Below are 16981 nucleotides of genomic sequence, written 5' to 3' on the forward strand. Positions count from 1 at the left end.
CTACTGAATGTGGGAGCTTTTTATGTGGCTAGATTTGATTGGAGTGATCACGACGCCAGTATTTTTTTGCATCGCAAGTAGGAATTCCATGCTACACTTAAAGAAAAAAGTGGTGAATTATAATGAGGAAAATTGAAACTGTTTCATTAATAGGACTGGGAGCCGTTGGTGCGGCTTATGGCAGCCGTCTGCATACAGCGCTGGGAGATTCATTCCGAGTAGTTGCCGATGATAAGCGTATTACACGATATAAAAAAGAAGGAATCTGCGTGAACGGTGTGGTGCAAAACTTTCATTATGCGACTCCAGATACTGGCACGGCGGCTTCTGATCTGGTTATTTTTGCTGTGAAAAATGCAGAACTCCTGCAAGCTATGGAAGACGTCAAACATGTGATCGGGCCTGATACGATTATCATGTCTTTACTGAATGGTATTTCGAGCGAAGAAGAGATTTATTCAACCTTCCACAACGAACACATCTTACACAGTATCAGCGTGGAAATTGACGCGGTAAGACAAGGCAATGAAACCACTTTCAGTACATTGGGAAGAATAGAATTCGGATACAGAGACAACTCGATGACGGATGATGTGCTGGCAGTGAAAGAATTGTTCGAGCGAGCAGGCATTCAATACAGAATACCAGATAATATACTGCATACGATGTGGTGGGAATTCATGATAAATGTCGGCATCAACCAAACTTCCGCAATATTACGGGCGCCATACGGTGTGTTCCAATCTACTTCCAGTGCCTATCGGCTAGTTGAGGATGCAATGTGGGAAGTAGTGGCACTTTCTCAACAAACAGGCGTAAATCTTTCCGAACAAGACATAAAATCGTTTTGGCCGATCCTGAACAATCTTTCACCGTATGGAAAAACTTCTATGCTGCAGGATATCGAGGCGGGAAGAAAGACGGAAGTGGAATTTTTGGGTGGAGTAGTTTGTGAAAAAGGCGATCAATATGGCGTGTCTGTGCCTGTGAATAAACAGCTTGTTCGGTTGATTGAAGTGATGGAGGAGATGGCCAACAATGACTCTCCGTCCTTTGAGGAGTAGTGTACTTCCCATGTAAATGCAGAGGCTTCTTTTATAACTGATATCTCGTCAGTCGCATCACCTTCCTTTTCCACTCAACGCAGCTTCAGATCATTTTCATATGCACTTTTAATATGTTTGCTCATTGAATAGTATGGATCAGGTTTCCACACGATTGTAACGCAATATAATATTGCTAATGAGTTGCATGGGAACCTGCTCTTTTATGAATTCCGCTTTTTTAAGTTTACATGATCGGCAGTGCCGTCTTTTCCTATGATGAATTGCAGCTCATAGTGCCCCGGTTGATACATGATATTCGTTTCACCGGTTGCCTCAATCAAATGGGTATCTGCGGGATCGCCGAGTTCTTGGTACAGAATTTTTTCTGTGATGCCGCCCAGGTTGGTTTGGCGTTCGATGTTTGTGCCAAAGTAGCGAGCTTCTTCCAGAACTTCGTTGCCATCAAATTTGAAAGCGACAGAAGGACTGCCCATGGAACCATGATAATGCTCGAAGTCACCTTTCTTTTCTTCCGGTTCCCCGATTTCCTGATGAATCTCCTCGCGGGTGGTCTTGCCGATTATCCATTGAGTGCCTTGTCTATAAACGATCCCTTTTTTTGCATCGTCCGTTAATTCTTTTAGCATATTGATCGCCATCTGCTGCTGTTCATCCTCATCTGAACTTTCAGAGGACTGATCTGCTGCGTCTACTTCTATATCTTCAGAATCTGCTGCAGGCTTTTCTGTTCCTGTCTCCTGTTCAGGCTTAGAGACTGTTTTGTCCGGTGTTTCATTCGTGATAGGAGACTGGCTGTTGACTGTCTCTTGGCTAGTGTCTGTAGATTGGGCGCATCCCGCGAATAAAGAAGACAGTATGATGAAACTGCCAGCAAGTTTTATCTTGTTCATGAAAATCTCTCCTTTGCCAGTGTTGTTCTCTATTTTCCCTCCCGTTCGTATGGGTAAACCTCATCATTGATGGGTGCCTGTGCGCTAAACAATCATGTTAATTTAAACATTCACGATTATTTGAACAAACATGAAAGTTTGAACTTTCATGTTTGTTTCGTACACAGGCACCCTTAAATTAACTGAATTAAGTAAATATACTTCACCTTTGATTTCAGTGGCAAATACATATAAAATAAACTACTGTACATGTTTTTTTTGCAGAAAGAAGTATGGACGGACATAAAGAATAAATGTTTTAGTGGAGGGTCTTTATGAATTATAGAGTTATGAACAAACAAGTATTTGATCAAGCACAGCTGCGGTCGGTTTCAGATGTGCCGTTTACAGAAGAAGAACTTCAAAATGGTATGAAGCTGGCAGTATCCAAGGAAGATGCTGAACTAGCGCTTTACTTGGTAGAAGTGGACGGGCAGAAGAAATTCGAAGTGCGCTGGGATGATTCGCAGGAGTTTTTCACCGGCTGGTATTCCGCCTGGGAAAACTTCACATGGTGCCTAAGTATTGCAGGCAGCTGATTTACAGATAACTGCGCGCAACGTATTACTTATATAGTTTCAATAAGAGTCTCCGCCGGTTGCAAACTGGCGGAGTTTTTGCGTTTTTAGATGACAGATAACATAGCAAGTACTTTACACATAGACGTTTTGCCCCCCGCCATAAGAACGGTTTTGTAAATACGGTCTTTTCTCATCTGCAGTTTTCGCTATAATCAAATCAAAACGGTAGTGGCAAAGGAGACAGAGCGATGAAAAAACTGTTGTACGGGTTATTTTGTTCATTCGCAGTGCTGGCAGGCTGCTCAGCGAAAGAAGAGCCCCAAGTGCAGGCGGACAGCCAGGAGCAAACACAGAAAAAGGATGAGGTGCAATCGCAAACAGTTGAGACTGATGCGGACGATTTTGAACTGACAGAACCTGAGTACTATGAGATCGAAGGCGTTGACCGCCCCTTGACCGACGCAGAGAAGGATCTGCTTCGGAAACCGGGAATCTACAGCGGAGAGAACTATGATGAAGAAAAAGTGAATGAAGCAATGGATCAGTGGCCGGATGGGTTGACAGTAGAGGAGTATTTGAATGAAATGCTGCACTTAGTCGGGGAAGACTATTATGAAGGGATGAAGACGTTTCTGACGTTTGATACGTCAGTGGAAGTCGATCATACAAAACCGGATGAACAAGTAAATCAGCCTGCATTGAAAGCGGCGCATTATGCAATCTTGATTGATGCGAGCGGCAGCATGAGGGCAATGGCCGGCGGTAAGACCCGAATGGAGTCCGCAAAGGATGCGGTCCTGGATTTTGCCAAACAGATTCCGGAAGATGCGACCATGTCGATGCGTGTATACGGGCATAAGGGTTCGGGTAATCAGGCAGATAAGCAACTTTCATGCACAAGCACAGAAAACTTATACAGCGGAAAGTTTGAAGATACGGCATTTCGGGAAGCGCTCGGCAAAGTACAACCGGCCGGCTGGACACCGATCGGGCTTGTCCTGGAAACTGTAAAAGAGGATATTCCGGAAGATGCAGAAGAAGTCGTCGTGTATGTGGTGAGTGACGGCATTGAAACATGCGGCGGCGATCCAGTGAAGGCTGCGGGAGATCTCGTTGCCGGGAATATACAGACGGTCGTCAATATTATCGGCTATGATGTGGATAATGAAGGACAGACATTGCTGAAGAAAGTGGCGGATGCAGGAAACGGGGAATTTATTTATGTTAATTCCGAAAAAGAATTAAGGAAGTATATGAGAAAACAATACGAAGAAATCCAGAAGCAGTGGCTGGAGTGGAAGGAGACCGGAAAAAAAGACGCAATAGATCAAAAAGAGAACCTTAAGGAACTTTCTATGAATACGAAAGAGGCTCTTCAGAAACAATCCCTGCAGGAAAAAGAACGGTTGAAGGCAGCGCGTGCTTATTTACGAACGAAATATACAGACTATGACCATCCTGTCATCCAGTTATCGAATTATTTGATAGAAGACCAGCATAAGAAATATAACTATATTACGCAGACAGGTAATGAACTCTATAATGAAAGTGTGACAAATGGCCATAAAACATACAATGAAGTAATAAATGAAGGTCAAGAGAAATATAATGAGGCGGCTACGAAAAAACATCAGCAATAGACATGTAATATACACTCCGGAGATCAGAGGATATTTGATCTTCGGAGTGTTTTTAACTGTTTTAGTAAAAAAACAAATTGACTATCTTTTCTGAACATCATATAGTTAGGTAACACCAAAAATGCATATGGTCTTACCAAACGAATCGCTTTGCACAGTCGCAACGGCTATAACGCAATTCAACTATTATGACAGGAGGATGGTCTATGAATAAGAAATATCTGAAAGAGTTTATGACGTTTCCAGACATCACCATCATGCTGATTCTCTTTCTACCGCTTATGGCCTATACTTTTTTACATGCTCTCTCCCTTGGTATCTGGATTGCTTTTATTATAGGAATGTCTACGTATGCGCTGAGTGAGTATGTCATTCACCGATTTTTATTTCATATGAAAACACCGGAAAATCCTTTTTTACTAAAATGGATAAAGCGCCTACACTATGATCACCATGCTGATCCGGATGACTTGAAGCTGTTATTCCTGCCGATTTGGTTCAGTCTGCCCGGCTTCTCGATCTATGCCGCCATTTTCTACCTCATCACAAATAGTTTTCAATTAACGCTTGCTTACCTTGCTGGAATCATCATCTACTTTTTATTCTATGAATGGAAGCATTACATCGCACACCGGCCAGTCCAACCGCGCACAGCCAGGGGAAGGAAGATTAAGAAAGCTCATCTCTGGCATCATTTTAAAAATGAAAACTATTGGTTCGGCGTGACACATACTGCTGTAGATAAAACGTTCGGTACGTATAAAAATCAGAAATTAGTGGAAAAAAGCGAGACGGCTAAAAATTTAGAGAAGCGTGTATGAACGGGTAAAAGGAGATTTTGCAATGAATCGAACAACCATAGTTGAAAAGAAACTGATTAAGGCCATTCTGCAGGGAGATTATCCGGCAGGAAGTCAAATGGAGACGGAAAGAGAATTGGCTGCGAAATATGAAATGGGGCGTCCCGCGGTCCGGGAAGTTCTGCAGCGCTTAAGCCACGGCGGCTGGCTGACGCTGAAAAAAGGGCATCGGGCCGTCGTCAATGACTATTGGTACGGGGGAAACAGTACGACGATTGTGGATATTATCGAGTATTTTGATCAAGTGCCCGATGCGTTCGTTCTCTATTTTCTGGAAATGCGCATTGCGCTGACACCCCAGTATGTGAAAAGGGCGGTGCAGCTTAATCATCCCAAAGTGGTCGGACTGCTGTCGGAAATCGATGAGCTGCCAGATACGCCGGAAGCATTTGCATTATATGACTGGAAGATGCAAAAGGAGCTGGCCAGATTATCGGGGAATCCTATTTTCTCGCTTGTGCTCAATAGTTTTGAACCCGCATATTTAAAAATTGCATGGAAGTATTTTGATGATTCTTTTCGCCGGGAAGCATCAGTAAGCTATTATCAGAAATTATTAGATGCCGCCTTAAAAGGAGATAATCAGCAGGCCGAAAAGCTGGCGCATACCATGATGGAGAAAAGCTATGCGTTATGGGAAGGCCAGTTATCTCCTCAAGAAAAGATCGGTGTGAAGTTTAAATTCGATGACATAGAGTAAGAAGGAGATGAGAGAGATTAACAGACTGCCCAGACTTTATTGGATGATATTGCTCGTTGCAACAGTCTTCCTACTGCCTGCTGCTGAGATAAGCGCGGATTCGGCAGAGGATTCCGTCACCATCCTTTTTACGCATGATCTGCACGATAACTACCTTCCTTTTGAGGTCGAAAGGGAGCAAGGGAAAATGACAGTCGGCGGTTATGCCCGATTATACAGCGCGATTCAGGAACAAAGAGAAAAGGACCCGGATGCTATTTTAGTAGATGCCGGAGATTTGTCGATGGGAACATTATTTCAAACCATTTATATCACAGACGCGCCGGGTTTAACCATGATGGGACAAATGGGTTATGACGCAATCACATTTGGTAATCATGAGTTTGACTTTAGGGCGGAAGGGCTGGCGGGAAGCCTGCGCGCTGCGAAAGGCAGTGGAGAAAAACTTCCCCCTATCGTCTCTTCCAATATGAGATTCCCTAAAGACAAGAATGGAAATACAGACGCCGGCGTGCAGTCGCTGCAAGAGGCGGTGGACGCGTACGGTGTAAAGGAGTATATGGTCATCGAGCGTAAAGGAATCCGAATCGGCATACTTGGCTTGATGGGAGAAGAGGCCGCCGGCAACGCACCTATGTCGGATGTATCGTTTGATGATGCGGTGGAAAGTGCCAAATCGACGGTCGCTGCGTTGAAGAAAGATCAGGATGTGGACTTGGTGATTGCTCTTTCGCATTCCGGTACTTCGCTTGACCCGTCCCGTTCGGAAGATGAAATCCTGATGAAAAAAGTACCGGACATCGATGTCGTTATTAGCGGTCATAGCCATACCGCTTTTGAAGAACCGATCATTGCAGGGGACTCGATTTTAGGTTCAGCGGGCGAGTATGGGGAAAATCTAGGTGTGCTGAATATTTCACAAGATGAAAACGGCAAATGGAAAGTGAATCATTATGAATTACGCAAAATTGACGACTCACTGCCTTCGGATCCTGACATTTCCCTAATGATTGAGGAGTATAAACAGGCAGTTCAAGAGAATTATCTGCGTGACTTTGGGATGGAATTCGATGAGGTTCTCGCCTACTCGCCCTTTGATTTCACTTCTTTTTCAAAGTTAGGGTTTGATCAGGGAGAAGAGCCGATCGGAAACTTGATTGGCGACTCTTTTATTCATATGATCCAGAAAATAGAAGGAAGCGAGTATGAGCCTGTTGCAGCGGCCGTCGTTCCAGTGGGGACAATCAGGGATTCATTCAGCAAGGGGGATATTACGGCTTCCCAAGTGTTCAATGTGAATTCATTGGGCATCGGACCGGATGGAATTTCGGGTTATCCTCTGCTGGATATCTATTTAACCGGGAAAGAATTGAAGACGGTTGCGGAAGTCGATGCCTCGATCACGCCGCTTATGAACACGGTTCAACTGTATATCGCCGGGTTAAGTTATACGTTTAACACCAATCGATTCATTTTCAATAAAGTGACGGACATTGATTTGCAGTCTGTTGACGGCGTGAAGGAAGAAATCGATGATAAGAAGCTCTATCGTGTCGTCGGCGGTCTGTATTCTGTTCAAATGCTTCCTTTTGTCAATGAAAAGTCGTTTGGAATCCTGTCCGTCGTGCCGAAGAATGAAGACGGCACGCCTGTCGAAAATTTTGAAGACCGGATCATTTATATGAATGATCACCAGGAAGTGAAGGAATGGTATGCGATTGCGAATTATCTTTCGTCTTTTGAAAAAATAGACGGAGCAGCACAAGTACCGGATTATTATGAGAATACACAGAGCAGGAAAATGGTGGAACACGATGCAAATATTTTGGCGATACTAAAAAATCCGAATGGCATTATCTTATCAGCATACGGTATCTTGCTGGCTTTCATTGGCATTTTGGTGCTGATTATTGTTTTTGTTGTAAAAAGGAGAAGACGCAGGCTGGCGAAGGGTACTGTCCGGTGAATTCTGTGTGAGCCGGAGCAGCATTTTTATATAGATTTAACTGATTACTTTTATCGCTGCGAGTATGTGCAGTGAAAGTCGGGTAAATAGGAATAGATGAGGATAGTTGTTCTTCTGACGACAGAACAGAGTGTTGCTGTGTCCTTAAATATGTCTGTAACTAATCGATATCATAACGGAATAGATGAATAGAATGAGAGGAGAATGTAAAATGAAAATTTCACCGAACCAATCTGCGTTCAGGATCCCTCAGAATCAAAAGCCAGTGGATGAAAAACAGCAGGCTGTGAAGAAAAATGAGTCAGCCCCCAATAAACCGGTCGATCAGTATATACCGTCGGAAAAGGTTCAAAATGCCGGATATGAGAAACCCGTATTTAAAGCGGACACAACGACCATTGAACGACTGAAAGCGGAAAGTGAAAAAGCGTTTGAACAGCTGCGGAATTTAGTTCGTGAATTGCTGGAAAGACAAGGAATCAGTATGGAAGATGCAGTCAGCGGAGAAAAAGAGGTTATCACGGACGAGCAGACGCGCACGGAAGCACAGAATGCGATCGGACCGGGCGGAGAACACAGTCCAGAAATGGTCAGTGATCGACTCGTTGAATTCGCCAATGCGGTTTCCGGCGGAGACAGAAGTAAGTTTGAACTGCTGAAGAATGCGATTGAGGAAGGATTCAGCGAAGCAAAGAAAGCGCTGGGCGGGGAACTTCCAGAAATTTCTCAGAAAACCTATGAACTTGCGATGGAAAAGCTGAATAAGTGGAAAGATGAAGTATAATATAGGTAATTGTTTTTGGATCTGATGAAATTCATATATGTATAGGAATAACCCGCCGGTCAAGCTGCCGGGTGGATTTCATTTCAAAGGGGGAGTTTTGATGGGGTTTTTTGATTCACTGCTGGGTAATGCATCGACAATGGATGTGAAGAAGGTAGAGAAGGATCTGGCATCCATTTTAATTGCTGATGAAGAAGTGGAGGCTGCGTTTAAGATATTCCGTGATCTGATGGTTTTTACGGAAAAGCGCCTAATTCTGGTCGATAAGCAAGGGGTGACTGGAAAGAAGATTGAATATCACACCATTCCGTATAAGAGCATTGCTCATTTCAGTGTGGAAACTGCCGGTACTTTTGATTTGGATGCAGAATTAAAAATTTGGGTGTCGAGTGCAGCGGAACCGCTGGTGAATAAGCAGTTCAAGAAGGACAGCAGCATTTACGACATCCAAAAGATCTTAGCGGCTGTTTGTTTATAAGATTTGCAGAAAGCACCTATGTGAGAAGTATGGAAATCGAATCCTTTCTTACACGGGCGCTTTTAATAAGTGATATTTTGGAAAGTGACAATCTACCTTTTTTAAAGGGCAGTTGAAGTGAAAGAAATAGCCATTCCTATACCGGCATATTTTAATCAAAATAGGGAAAAGATATAGAACAGCTTGTGAAACGCTGGAAAGGAGATGAGCCGTATGGGTATGCACCATTATTTTAAAAGCTTGTCAGATCTGGAGCAAATAATCCGATGTCCGGGAAAGTTTAAATACCAGGAGCATTCTGTGGCCAGCCATTCATTTAAAGTGGCGAAAATTTCTCAATTTCTTGGGACGGTCGAAGAACGATCCGGGCAGGAAGTGGATTGGAGATCCTTATATGAAAAGGCGCTGAATCATGATTACGCGGAACTTTTTACCGGCGATATCAAGACGCCCGTAAAGTATGCTTCGAAAGAACTGAAGCAGCTGTTCAGTGAAGTGGAAGAAGAAATGACCAGAAACTTTGTGGAAAAGGAAATACCGTCTGAGTATCAGGAAATTTACTTGGAGCGATTTAAAGAAGGAAAAGACGAGACGCTGGAAGGTCGTATTTTAGCCGTTGCGGATAAAATTGACTTGCTGTATGAATCATTCGGTGAGATTCAAAAAGGGAATCCCGAGCCGCTGTTTTTAGAAATTTACGAAGAAGCATTGCGGACAATCCTGCTGTATCAAGATATGAATTGCGTGGAATATTTCATGGAGAATATTATTACGGATATGCTTAGTGAACAATTTACCGAGCATGAAGAGTTGAATGACATTACGGTGTGGATCATAGGGGAATGCAGAAAGTAAAAGATGTCCAATAAGCAAATCAGAGTGGAACACAGTTATTCCACTCCGATGCCGAAACATGTTGTGCTGTTTACATCTCGATAACAAAAGGAAGAATCATCGGTCTTCTCTTCGTTCGTTCAAATAATAGTTTCTCCACTGAACTCTTCACATTTTGTCTAATTACGTTTCGTTTGCTGCCATTTGTGTCCAGTAAGTTATTTACTGTCGTCGTGACAGCGTCATTTACTTCTTTAATCAGTTCCTGGGCATCCCGCTGATAAACAAAACCGCGTGAAATGGTGTCAGGTTCAGAAACCAGCTGACCGTCTGTTTTGCTCACTGTAATGAGGATTACCAGCATGCCTTCTTCCGACAGAACCCGCCGGTCGCGCAATACCACATTCCCGACATCCCCTACACCCAGTCCGTCTACAAATACACGGCCGGCATGGACCTTACGTGTCTGGACTGCCTGATCCGCATCTATATCCACTACATCACCGTTAGAAATAATAAAAATATTTTCTGACTCCACACCTACAGATTCCGCCAGTTGTTTATGTTTATAGAGCATCCGGTGTTCTCCATGAATCGGAATGAAATACTTCGGTTTCATCAGTGTCAGCATGAGCTTGAGCTCTTCCTGATTAGCATGTCCCGACACATGCATGCCCGTCGCCGAGCCTGAGCCATAAATCACATTGGCTTTCAGCTGATATAAATTATCGATAATACGTGACACATTCTTTTCGTTTCCCGGAATCGGGGATGATGCGAAAATCACCGTGTCATCAGGGAGTACTTTCACCTGTCTGAAATTCGAACTGGATAGACGCGACAAAGCGGCCATTGGTTCTCCCTGGCTGCCTGTACATAAAATAGCAACCTTTTCGGGACTCAACTTGCCTGTTTCGTATGGTTCGATCAGCATGCCGTCGGGAATATTCAAATGTCCGAGTTCTGAAGCGACATTCACCACATTATTCATACTTCTGCCGAGCAATGCCAGTTTTCTTCCTGTTTTTTGTGCCGCATCGATGACCTGCTGAACACGGTGTACGTTGGATGCGAAAGTAGAAATAAATACTTTATTACGCGCTTTCCGAAACTCCTCTTCAATATGTCCGCCGACCGTTATTTCAGAGGGATTAAACCCGGGACGCTCCGCATTGGTGCTTTCAGACAGTAATGCTAGCACGCCTCTTTCGCCGATCTGCGCCATCTTATGAATATCGGGCACGTCATTATTGACTGGTGTCAAATCAAATTTAAAATCACCTGTATGGACGACAGTTCCGACGGGTGTATGAAAGACAATCCCTACGCAGTCGGGAATACTATGATTCGTTTTAAAAAACGTCACCTCCACATTTCCAAAGACCAATTTTGATTCTGCATGGACGATTGTCATGTCGGTACTGCGGAGCAGGCCGTGTTCTTTCAATTTACTATTGATTAATCCTGCGGTTAAGGCGGTTGCATAAACAGGGATATTCAGCTGTTTTAAAAAATAGGCGATGCCGCCGATATGATCCTCGTGTCCATGGGTAATCAGCAATGCTCTGATTTTGTCCTGGTTTTGCTTTAAATAGCTGATGTCCTGAATGATCAAATCAATTCCCAGCAGGTTTTCGTCGGGAAACATAGAACCGCAGTCAATGACGAACAGATCCTCTTCATATTGCAGCACATACATATTTTTCCCTATTTCATTGATCCCGCCTAAAGCAAAAATGGATACGGTGTTTTTGAGAATAGTCATCATAAGATCTCCTTTACATGATAAGCTTCATGTAAGTATGCCCTTTGAAACCTAATTTATTTTGTTGCCGGTGATTCTTGTGAAATAACCTTTACTTTTGATGTGTTACTAGAGAGAGTTTAGGGAACTTAAGAAATGGGAGGGATTAGTATGATAAATGAAATAGACAGGAAGCATTTAACCAGGTGTATTGAATTAGCAGAGAAGGCTTTGGAAAACGGGGACGAGCCGTTTGGATCGATTTTGGTCTCGGCAGAAGGAGAGGTGCTGGCCGAAGATCGCAACCGTGTGGGAGGAGGCGATCCGACGCAGCACCCGGAGTTTGCACTTGCACGCTGGGCGGCTGAAAATATGCCTGTGAATGAGCGAGAGAAGGCCACAGTCTACACTTCCGGTGAGCACTGTCCAATGTGTTCGTCTGCACACGGCTTCGCGGGTCTCGGCAAGATCGTCTATGCGAGCTCGTCCGGTCAGCTGTCCGAATGGATGAGTGAAATGGGTGTTGCACCTTCAAGTGTGAGAACCTTGTCAATCCAGGAAATTGTGCCGAATCTGCCAGTGGAAGGCCCGGTTCCTGAGTTGGCGGAGCAGGTGCGCGAACTGCATCGCAGGTTTCATTCGAAAAATCAGTAAGACGCTCTGAGAGGCCAGGAGGGAGAGGAGACAATTTTGGCTTTTTCCTCAGTCGGAATTTGGTCCGTACACTCGATTGCTGATGTCTTCCATCCTTCTGCTGTCCACCCGTTTTCCTAAGGTCGTTTTCCAATTGACAGCCAGCTCATGAACTCCCGCGAGTGTCGCTGCTTCTTCAAAATTTTCCCGGTCGATGTGCATAATAAAATTGCATCTGTCAATCGTCCATTCAGGATGCGGACGTTCAAGTAATCGTAATGTCTGTCCTGCTTCAATATAGCCTTCCTGCACTACACGGTAATACCAGCCGGTGCGTCCAGTGTTCTGAAGAAGCAGCGCCAATTCTTTTACCCGGAATCTGCGCGCCGGTTTCCAGCAAGGCTGGCGGGGCTGGGAAACTTGGATAATCGCCTCCCCGATCGCAAACGTATCGCCAATAGCGATGTCTGTTTCGAGCAAGCGGGCTGTTGAGAAATTCTCTCCCATTCCGCCAGGCTTTATATCCTGATTGCCAAGTTCCTTCTGCCAAACGGAATAATGCTCGGACGGGTAGGAAAATACCGCTTTTTCAGATCCGCCGTGATGTCTCAGGTCTGCCTGTTCATCGCCTGTCAGATTGGTCTGCGTCAACCAAATAGGAACGGACACGGGCTCTTTAAAAATAGATGTGCTCCATTCCCGGTCCATTGGCTGTTCTGCACCGGCTGCTCCAAATACTTTCGGTCTGCCGGCAAAAAGAGTTTCCACAGTTGGTGATTTTCCTGCAGGTTTGTTCATGGCTATCATCCATCCTCTCTGCTTTCATGTTCAAGTGATCGAACTGAACAATCAACCTGGGCCTCATTGATGTGCCGCGGAAAGAAAGCATATATAATATGTTAATTATTCCATTCCCCTGTTGTGTGTACAAGGATTTTGGCTGTATTCGATTTAAGCTGGCGGTGCCGCATTATGTATTTCCCTCAATCGCTGCCTGAAGACGGCAGTGTGCCGATGTTGCCGGTGGATTCATTCAGCGGGTCATTCCCCGGGGCATATTTCATTGTTAAAGGAGCAGGGGTGGCTGCTGACTTCAATGAGCTGGCAATGCCGGATCATGGCTGATTCGTATATAATGAAAGACTTTCCTGCTTTATTATCTGGAGTCTGCTTATTTGAAAAATGACCGTTTTCCCTTCTTATGCATACTTGAGGGACAAAGTGAAATACTAAGTCTGTCAGAATTTTAATTTGCGGGAGGGGAAGTACTTGGCGAAAAATCCAGGCCCAAGTTGGAAAAAGAATCATCCGGGCACTTTTTTCAGTAATTCAGTTGAAAAGGCAGACCGTGCAGTGAAACAGGCGATGTCCCATCCGGAAGAAATGGCAATTGAGCATGCGTTCAATTCGATAGAAACTGCTGAGAATGCATACACGAATGCAGAGCAGTTTAATGTGCATTTGGATAATGTTCAGCTGCATAAAGATCAGTTGGATTCGCTCAAGCAGCAGTTGAATGAAACTCACAAAAAAAATGGGTGAGCAGTGAATATCTCTTTAAATAAAATCGCATCTGCTCTTCACTGTTCCAGTGGACAGCGGATGCTTTTTTGTCTTGCTGCGCAGGTGAAGAAAGAACTTTCTGAGATTTTTTGAAACTTTTATAGGGTTCTCCCGTCTGTACGCTGAATGAATTACAGACTTGCACAAAAGGGAGAGAGTAAACAGATGAAAAACAAAATAATAACGCTAGTTGGCGCTTTACTGCTCGCATGCAGTCTGCCTTTATCTAGCGCGGCTGCCGCTTCGCAGCCATTTTCAGATGTACCGCCGGCGAAGCACTTCGCAGAAGCGGTCAATGATTTAGCAGCACGCAATATTTTAGGAGGACTATCGGGACGGCACTTTCAAACCGGGAAACTCGATCACGCGCGGACAGGCGGCAGCCATTATCGCAAAAATGATTAAATTAGATACAGCAAGCGTCAAGAATCCCGGATTTAAGGATGTTTCGACATCGAACGGATTCTACAAAGCGATTGCCGCGATGGCGGAAAAAGGAATTATTGGCGGTTATCCGAACGACAGTTATAAGCCGAACGATCCGATCAACCGTAAGAACATGGCGGCGATTCTGGTAAAGGCGTTTGATTTGCCTCGTGATGCAGATGTGAAAAATCCATTCAAGGATTCAAGCGGCATTACAGATGATGTTCTCATTATCTACAAACTGGGTATTACAACCGGTACGAGTCCGACTGCATTCAGTCCGAATGCGTTCATCAAAAGAGGTCAGGCGGCGAAAATGCTGAAGGCAACAGAAGAAGTGAATACGAGGAACGTAGTAACACTCGAACCAAGTGATCTGGGGTGGGATACTATCTATTTCGTTAATGAAGCAGGGAAAGAAGCAGGTCTTGCATCTGATGTGTTTAAAGCTGTCTTTATTAAAGGAAAAGAAGGCTATACGAAAGACAAAGTACAGCTGATACCTCAAAAAGAAGGAAAAGGTGCTGTTATTCTAGGCGGAACATCATCGGGAGAACTGGCAGCAAAGCATCGTAAATACTATGTCTATAGTAAAAAGGTTGATAATGAATTCAAGCTGACATTGGAAGAAACGAACGATATACGCACGACGCCCGTAATCATCGATTCACAGGACAATCCAATCCAGAATATCGCCCTTTCCACAATGGACGGAAAGAAGTTGACTGAAAGTGCGGAAACTTCCACATGTGAAACTATCTTTCATTGCATCGATATTGAAGAAGCAGGGCAGTATATTGCAAATGTGCGGTATACAGACGGAGATGAAGTTCGCTATGGAATTGAAGCGAAAGCAGAGAATGACAGCTTTCAATATCTAACCAGAAGAGTGAAAGAACAACCAGCTGCTGTATTGAAAATAGATGAGACATATGACATTGGCAAACATAAACTTTATCCGGAGAATCAAGAGCAGATTGCAGCCGTGACAAGGGATCCCGGCACAAACACTTTCCGGATAACCGGAAAGAAAGAGGGCAGGATCGAAATTGATTTCGAAAAACCTAACTTTGATGAAGAACATTATGAAGTGTGCAATACTCCCGGTGACTGCGGAAGCCATGTGTTCACCGGGGCCTATGTATTGGTAGAGCAGATCGGTTCGATTATAGGAGTCTACGCAGGGAAGTTTTATTCGGATTACTGATAGTATGACATAAAAAGTACCGGCCTCTGTATGATCAGAAACTGGTACTTTTTTATAGAATTCGGTCAGCAGGCACTACCCGCGTTTGAACCGACTTCCCTTCGAACGTGATTTAACTTTCTTCAACTGCTCTTCTATTTTCTTTTCCATCACTTCGGTTTCCTGCCTGTTAATCACCAGTTCCGTAATTTTATCATCGACCAAAGTGATCGTTACATAGACGCCTTCTTTTGCGCCTTCCGGCAAGGCGGTGACATCCGCAATGAATTCTTCGCCTGTATCCTCCACAAGCAGGACGGCAAAGCGTCCGTCTTCCATGCGGTCGATGTATCCGATTTCTCTCCGCTCCATTTTTCACCCTCCTGTACAGGCTGCGCCTTCAGCGAGGATATCTGCAATCCTGCCGGGCCCGATACCTTTTATTCTGCTCAAATCTTCTACACTTGCAAACGGCCGTAATTCTATCAGATCCTTTGCTCTGGCAGGTCCGATATGTGTAATATTCATCAGTTCCTCATACGAAGCACTGTTGACATCGATACAGTCAGCCGAGGGAGCTGCTTGATTTTCTGCCGGTTTCTCCAAAGGCTGTTCTTCCGGTGTGCCTGCTGGTTCATCTCTCGTACTTTCATCTTTAACTGTCCCGACTGTATATGTACTCCCGTCTGTCACGACGACAATCGAGCCGTGTACAGATGTCTCATAGATGTCGATGCCTTTCGCCTTTACCCGTAAGACCACTTCTTCATGCGGATGACCGTACTGACTGTCTTCTCCAGCTGAAATAATAGCGACTTTTGGATCGACTGCCTCTAAAAATGGCAGGGAAGTGGATGTTTTGGAGCCGTGATGCCCGAGCTGCAGGAAATCCGCTTTCAGGTCGTATCCACTGTCGATCATTTTCTGTTCGGTCTGGACTTCAGCGTCTCCTGTGAACAAAAAGGACACATCACCGTACGTCAGTTTCATTGAAAGGGACCCTTCATGCACGTCGCCGCTGAGTTCATTCGGATTGAAGATTTCGATCACCATTGGTCCGACATCGAATACCTCGCCTGCCCGGGGTTCGTAATAGCCGACATCGTTCAGTTCAATTGCATCCAGCACGCGGCTGAATACTTTGGAATTGGCAGTGTCTCCGGAGAGCCAGACTTCATCCGTTTCGATCTGTTCAATGATTTTATCGATTTGTCCGATATGGTCGGCGTGCGGATGGGTGCCCGCTATAATATCGAGATGTTCTACATGCTGTTCGCGTAAATAACTCACTACGTCAGTCGAGTTCCAGTTTCCCGCATCAATCAATATCCTGAATTGCTCACCGTTTTCTGAGAAAGACAACAGTGCGGCGTCTGCCTGGCCCGCATTGATGTAATGAACGGTCAATTCCTCCAAGTCATCGCTTGACTGTAAGGGAGAAGCATCCTTTTCAATTTCTGTTTCCTCTGCCTTGGGCAAAGGAGCGGTTTCACTGCCGCCGATCTGTCCGACCGGCATGGGTTCGCTTTGTTCTTTCTTTGCTTGATCTGCTGCATCTTCGATTTTTTCCTGCACAGGATTGCCTGTACTGCAGCCCCACAGCAATAAAATCAGAAGGAATGATGTCCATAGTCTGTTTTTCACTCTGCA

General features: G+C 44.6%; 18 protein-coding genes. 13 read left to right on the forward strand and 5 right to left on the reverse strand.

The window, feature by feature from the left end; all coding sequences use genetic code 11:
* The first annotated feature begins 122 nt into the window (after nt 1-122).
* On the forward strand, nt 123-1064 hold the full coding sequence (locus NCCP2331_RS16990; RefSeq protein ID WP_251671931.1) for a ketopantoate reductase family protein: 942 nt from the start codon (nt 123-125) through the stop codon (nt 1062-1064).
* Nucleotides 1065-1267: 203 nt separating this feature from the next.
* On the opposite strand, the gene NCCP2331_RS16995 is transcribed toward NCCP2331_RS16990, so the two are convergent.
* Complete coding sequence (locus tag NCCP2331_RS16995; protein ID WP_251671932.1) at nt 1268-1957, reverse strand: DUF4309 domain-containing protein; 690 nt, start codon at nt 1955-1957, stop codon at nt 1268-1270.
* A 314-nt stretch (nt 1958-2271) separates the two neighbouring features.
* Here NCCP2331_RS16995 and NCCP2331_RS17000 point away from each other — a divergent pair, with 314 nt between their 5' ends.
* The 8 genes from NCCP2331_RS17000 (at nt 2272) to NCCP2331_RS17035 (ending at nt 9800) form a co-directional block, all read left to right on the forward strand.
* On the forward strand, nt 2272-2535 hold the full coding sequence (locus tag NCCP2331_RS17000) for a hypothetical protein (protein WP_153721118.1): 264 nt from the start codon (nt 2272-2274) through the stop codon (nt 2533-2535).
* Nucleotides 2536-2765: 230 nt separating this feature from the next.
* The gene (locus tag NCCP2331_RS17005) at nt 2766-4157 is read left to right on the forward strand and encodes a vWA domain-containing protein (RefSeq protein WP_251671933.1); all 1392 of its coding nucleotides are present in this window, start codon (nt 2766-2768) and stop codon (nt 4155-4157) included.
* A 206-nt stretch (nt 4158-4363) separates the two neighbouring features.
* Nucleotides 4364-4978 (forward strand): sterol desaturase family protein, encoded by a 615-nt coding sequence (locus NCCP2331_RS17010; RefSeq protein ID WP_251671934.1) that lies wholly within the window; start codon nt 4364-4366, stop codon nt 4976-4978.
* 22 nt (nt 4979-5000) lie between these two features.
* Entirely contained in the window at nt 5001-5717 is a 717-nt protein-coding gene (locus NCCP2331_RS17015) for a GntR family transcriptional regulator (RefSeq protein WP_251671935.1), read from the forward strand.
* Between the two features lie 7 nt (nt 5718-5724).
* Entirely contained in the window at nt 5725-7683 is a 1959-nt protein-coding gene (locus NCCP2331_RS17020) for a bifunctional metallophosphatase/5'-nucleotidase (protein WP_251671936.1), read from the forward strand.
* A 211-nt stretch (nt 7684-7894) separates the two neighbouring features.
* Nucleotides 7895-8467, forward strand: coding sequence for a hypothetical protein (locus NCCP2331_RS17025; RefSeq protein WP_251671937.1), 573 nt, complete (start codon nt 7895-7897; stop codon nt 8465-8467).
* Between the two features lie 100 nt (nt 8468-8567).
* Nucleotides 8568-8945: a PH domain-containing protein gene (locus NCCP2331_RS17030; RefSeq protein WP_251671938.1), complete on the forward strand. Its 378-nt coding sequence runs from the start codon at nt 8568-8570 to the stop codon at nt 8943-8945.
* A gap of 213 nt (nt 8946-9158) precedes the next feature.
* The gene (locus NCCP2331_RS17035; RefSeq protein WP_153721125.1) at nt 9159-9800 is read left to right on the forward strand and encodes an HD domain-containing protein; all 642 of its coding nucleotides are present in this window, start codon (nt 9159-9161) and stop codon (nt 9798-9800) included.
* Nucleotides 9801-9870: 70 nt separating this feature from the next.
* Here the strand turns inward: NCCP2331_RS17035 and NCCP2331_RS17040 are convergent, their stop codons facing one another.
* A complete protein-coding gene (locus NCCP2331_RS17040; RefSeq protein WP_251671939.1) occupies nt 9871-11544 on the reverse strand; it encodes a ribonuclease J in 1674 nt (557 codons plus the stop codon).
* A 150-nt stretch (nt 11545-11694) separates the two neighbouring features.
* On the opposite strand from NCCP2331_RS17040, the gene NCCP2331_RS17045 reads away from it, so the two are divergent.
* Nucleotides 11695-12177, forward strand: coding sequence for a nucleoside deaminase (locus NCCP2331_RS17045; RefSeq protein WP_251671940.1), 483 nt, complete (start codon nt 11695-11697; stop codon nt 12175-12177).
* Between the two features lie 48 nt (nt 12178-12225).
* Here the strand turns inward: NCCP2331_RS17045 and NCCP2331_RS17050 are convergent, their stop codons facing one another.
* Nucleotides 12226-12954: an MOSC domain-containing protein gene (locus NCCP2331_RS17050; protein ID WP_251671941.1), complete on the reverse strand. Its 729-nt coding sequence runs from the start codon at nt 12952-12954 to the stop codon at nt 12226-12228.
* A 174-nt stretch (nt 12955-13128) separates the two neighbouring features.
* Between NCCP2331_RS17050 and NCCP2331_RS17055 the strand changes: the two genes are divergently transcribed.
* From NCCP2331_RS17055 to NCCP2331_RS17065, 3 genes are all read left to right on the forward strand, one after another.
* A complete protein-coding gene (locus tag NCCP2331_RS17055) occupies nt 13129-13281 on the forward strand; it encodes a hypothetical protein (protein WP_251671942.1) in 153 nt (50 codons plus the stop codon).
* A gap of 144 nt (nt 13282-13425) precedes the next feature.
* The gene (locus NCCP2331_RS17060; protein WP_251671943.1) at nt 13426-13698 is read left to right on the forward strand and encodes a DUF2564 family protein; all 273 of its coding nucleotides are present in this window, start codon (nt 13426-13428) and stop codon (nt 13696-13698) included.
* A gap of 418 nt (nt 13699-14116) precedes the next feature.
* Complete coding sequence (locus NCCP2331_RS17065) at nt 14117-15352, forward strand: S-layer homology domain-containing protein (protein WP_251671944.1); 1236 nt, start codon at nt 14117-14119, stop codon at nt 15350-15352.
* A gap of 75 nt (nt 15353-15427) precedes the next feature.
* Here NCCP2331_RS17065 and NCCP2331_RS17070 read toward each other — a convergent pair whose 3' ends face one another.
* Both NCCP2331_RS17070 and NCCP2331_RS17075 read right to left on the reverse strand, forming a co-directional pair.
* Nucleotides 15428-15703: a DUF3006 domain-containing protein gene (locus NCCP2331_RS17070; RefSeq protein ID WP_251671945.1), complete on the reverse strand. Its 276-nt coding sequence runs from the start codon at nt 15701-15703 to the stop codon at nt 15428-15430.
* Nucleotides 15704-15706: 3 nt separating this feature from the next.
* Nucleotides 15707-16981 (reverse strand): MBL fold metallo-hydrolase (locus NCCP2331_RS17075; RefSeq protein WP_251671946.1); only part of this gene is annotated, 1275 nt, incomplete at its 5' end.

This window comes from Sporosarcina sp. NCCP-2331, assembly GCF_023707945.1.
GTDB lineage: Bacteria > Bacillota > Bacilli > Bacillales_A > Planococcaceae > Sporosarcina > Sporosarcina cascadiensis.

Bases quoted from the DNA above. Each gene is read 5' to 3' on its own strand.
- NCCP2331_RS16990 (WP_251671931.1), top strand. From the start codon at position 123: ATGAGGAAAATTGAAACTGTTTCATTAATAGGACTGGGAGCCGTTGGT.
- NCCP2331_RS16995 (WP_251671932.1), bottom strand. From the start codon at position 1,957: ATGAACAAGATAAAACTTGCTGGCAGTTTCATCATACTGTCTTCTTTA.
- NCCP2331_RS17000 (WP_153721118.1), top strand. From the start codon at position 2,272: ATGAATTATAGAGTTATGAACAAACAAGTATTTGATCAAGCACAGCTG.
- NCCP2331_RS17005 (WP_251671933.1), top strand. From the start codon at position 2,766: ATGAAAAAACTGTTGTACGGGTTATTTTGTTCATTCGCAGTGCTGGCA.
- NCCP2331_RS17010 (WP_251671934.1), top strand. From the start codon at position 4,364: ATGAATAAGAAATATCTGAAAGAGTTTATGACGTTTCCAGACATCACC.
- NCCP2331_RS17015 (WP_251671935.1), top strand. From the start codon at position 5,001: ATGAATCGAACAACCATAGTTGAAAAGAAACTGATTAAGGCCATTCTG.
- NCCP2331_RS17020 (WP_251671936.1), top strand. From the start codon at position 5,725: ATGAGAGAGATTAACAGACTGCCCAGACTTTATTGGATGATATTGCTC.
- NCCP2331_RS17025 (WP_251671937.1), top strand. From the start codon at position 7,895: ATGAAAATTTCACCGAACCAATCTGCGTTCAGGATCCCTCAGAATCAA.
- NCCP2331_RS17030 (WP_251671938.1), top strand. From the start codon at position 8,568: ATGGGGTTTTTTGATTCACTGCTGGGTAATGCATCGACAATGGATGTG.
- NCCP2331_RS17035 (WP_153721125.1), top strand. From the start codon at position 9,159: ATGGGTATGCACCATTATTTTAAAAGCTTGTCAGATCTGGAGCAAATA.
- NCCP2331_RS17040 (WP_251671939.1), bottom strand. From the start codon at position 11,544: ATGACTATTCTCAAAAACACCGTATCCATTTTTGCTTTAGGCGGGATC.
- NCCP2331_RS17045 (WP_251671940.1), top strand. From the start codon at position 11,695: ATGATAAATGAAATAGACAGGAAGCATTTAACCAGGTGTATTGAATTA.
- NCCP2331_RS17050 (WP_251671941.1), bottom strand. From the start codon at position 12,954: ATGAACAAACCTGCAGGAAAATCACCAACTGTGGAAACTCTTTTTGCC.
- NCCP2331_RS17055 (WP_251671942.1), top strand. From the start codon at position 13,129: ATGTATTTCCCTCAATCGCTGCCTGAAGACGGCAGTGTGCCGATGTTG.
- NCCP2331_RS17065 (WP_251671944.1), top strand. From the start codon at position 14,117: ATGATTAAATTAGATACAGCAAGCGTCAAGAATCCCGGATTTAAGGAT.
- NCCP2331_RS17070 (WP_251671945.1), bottom strand. From the start codon at position 15,703: ATGGAGCGGAGAGAAATCGGATACATCGACCGCATGGAAGACGGACGC.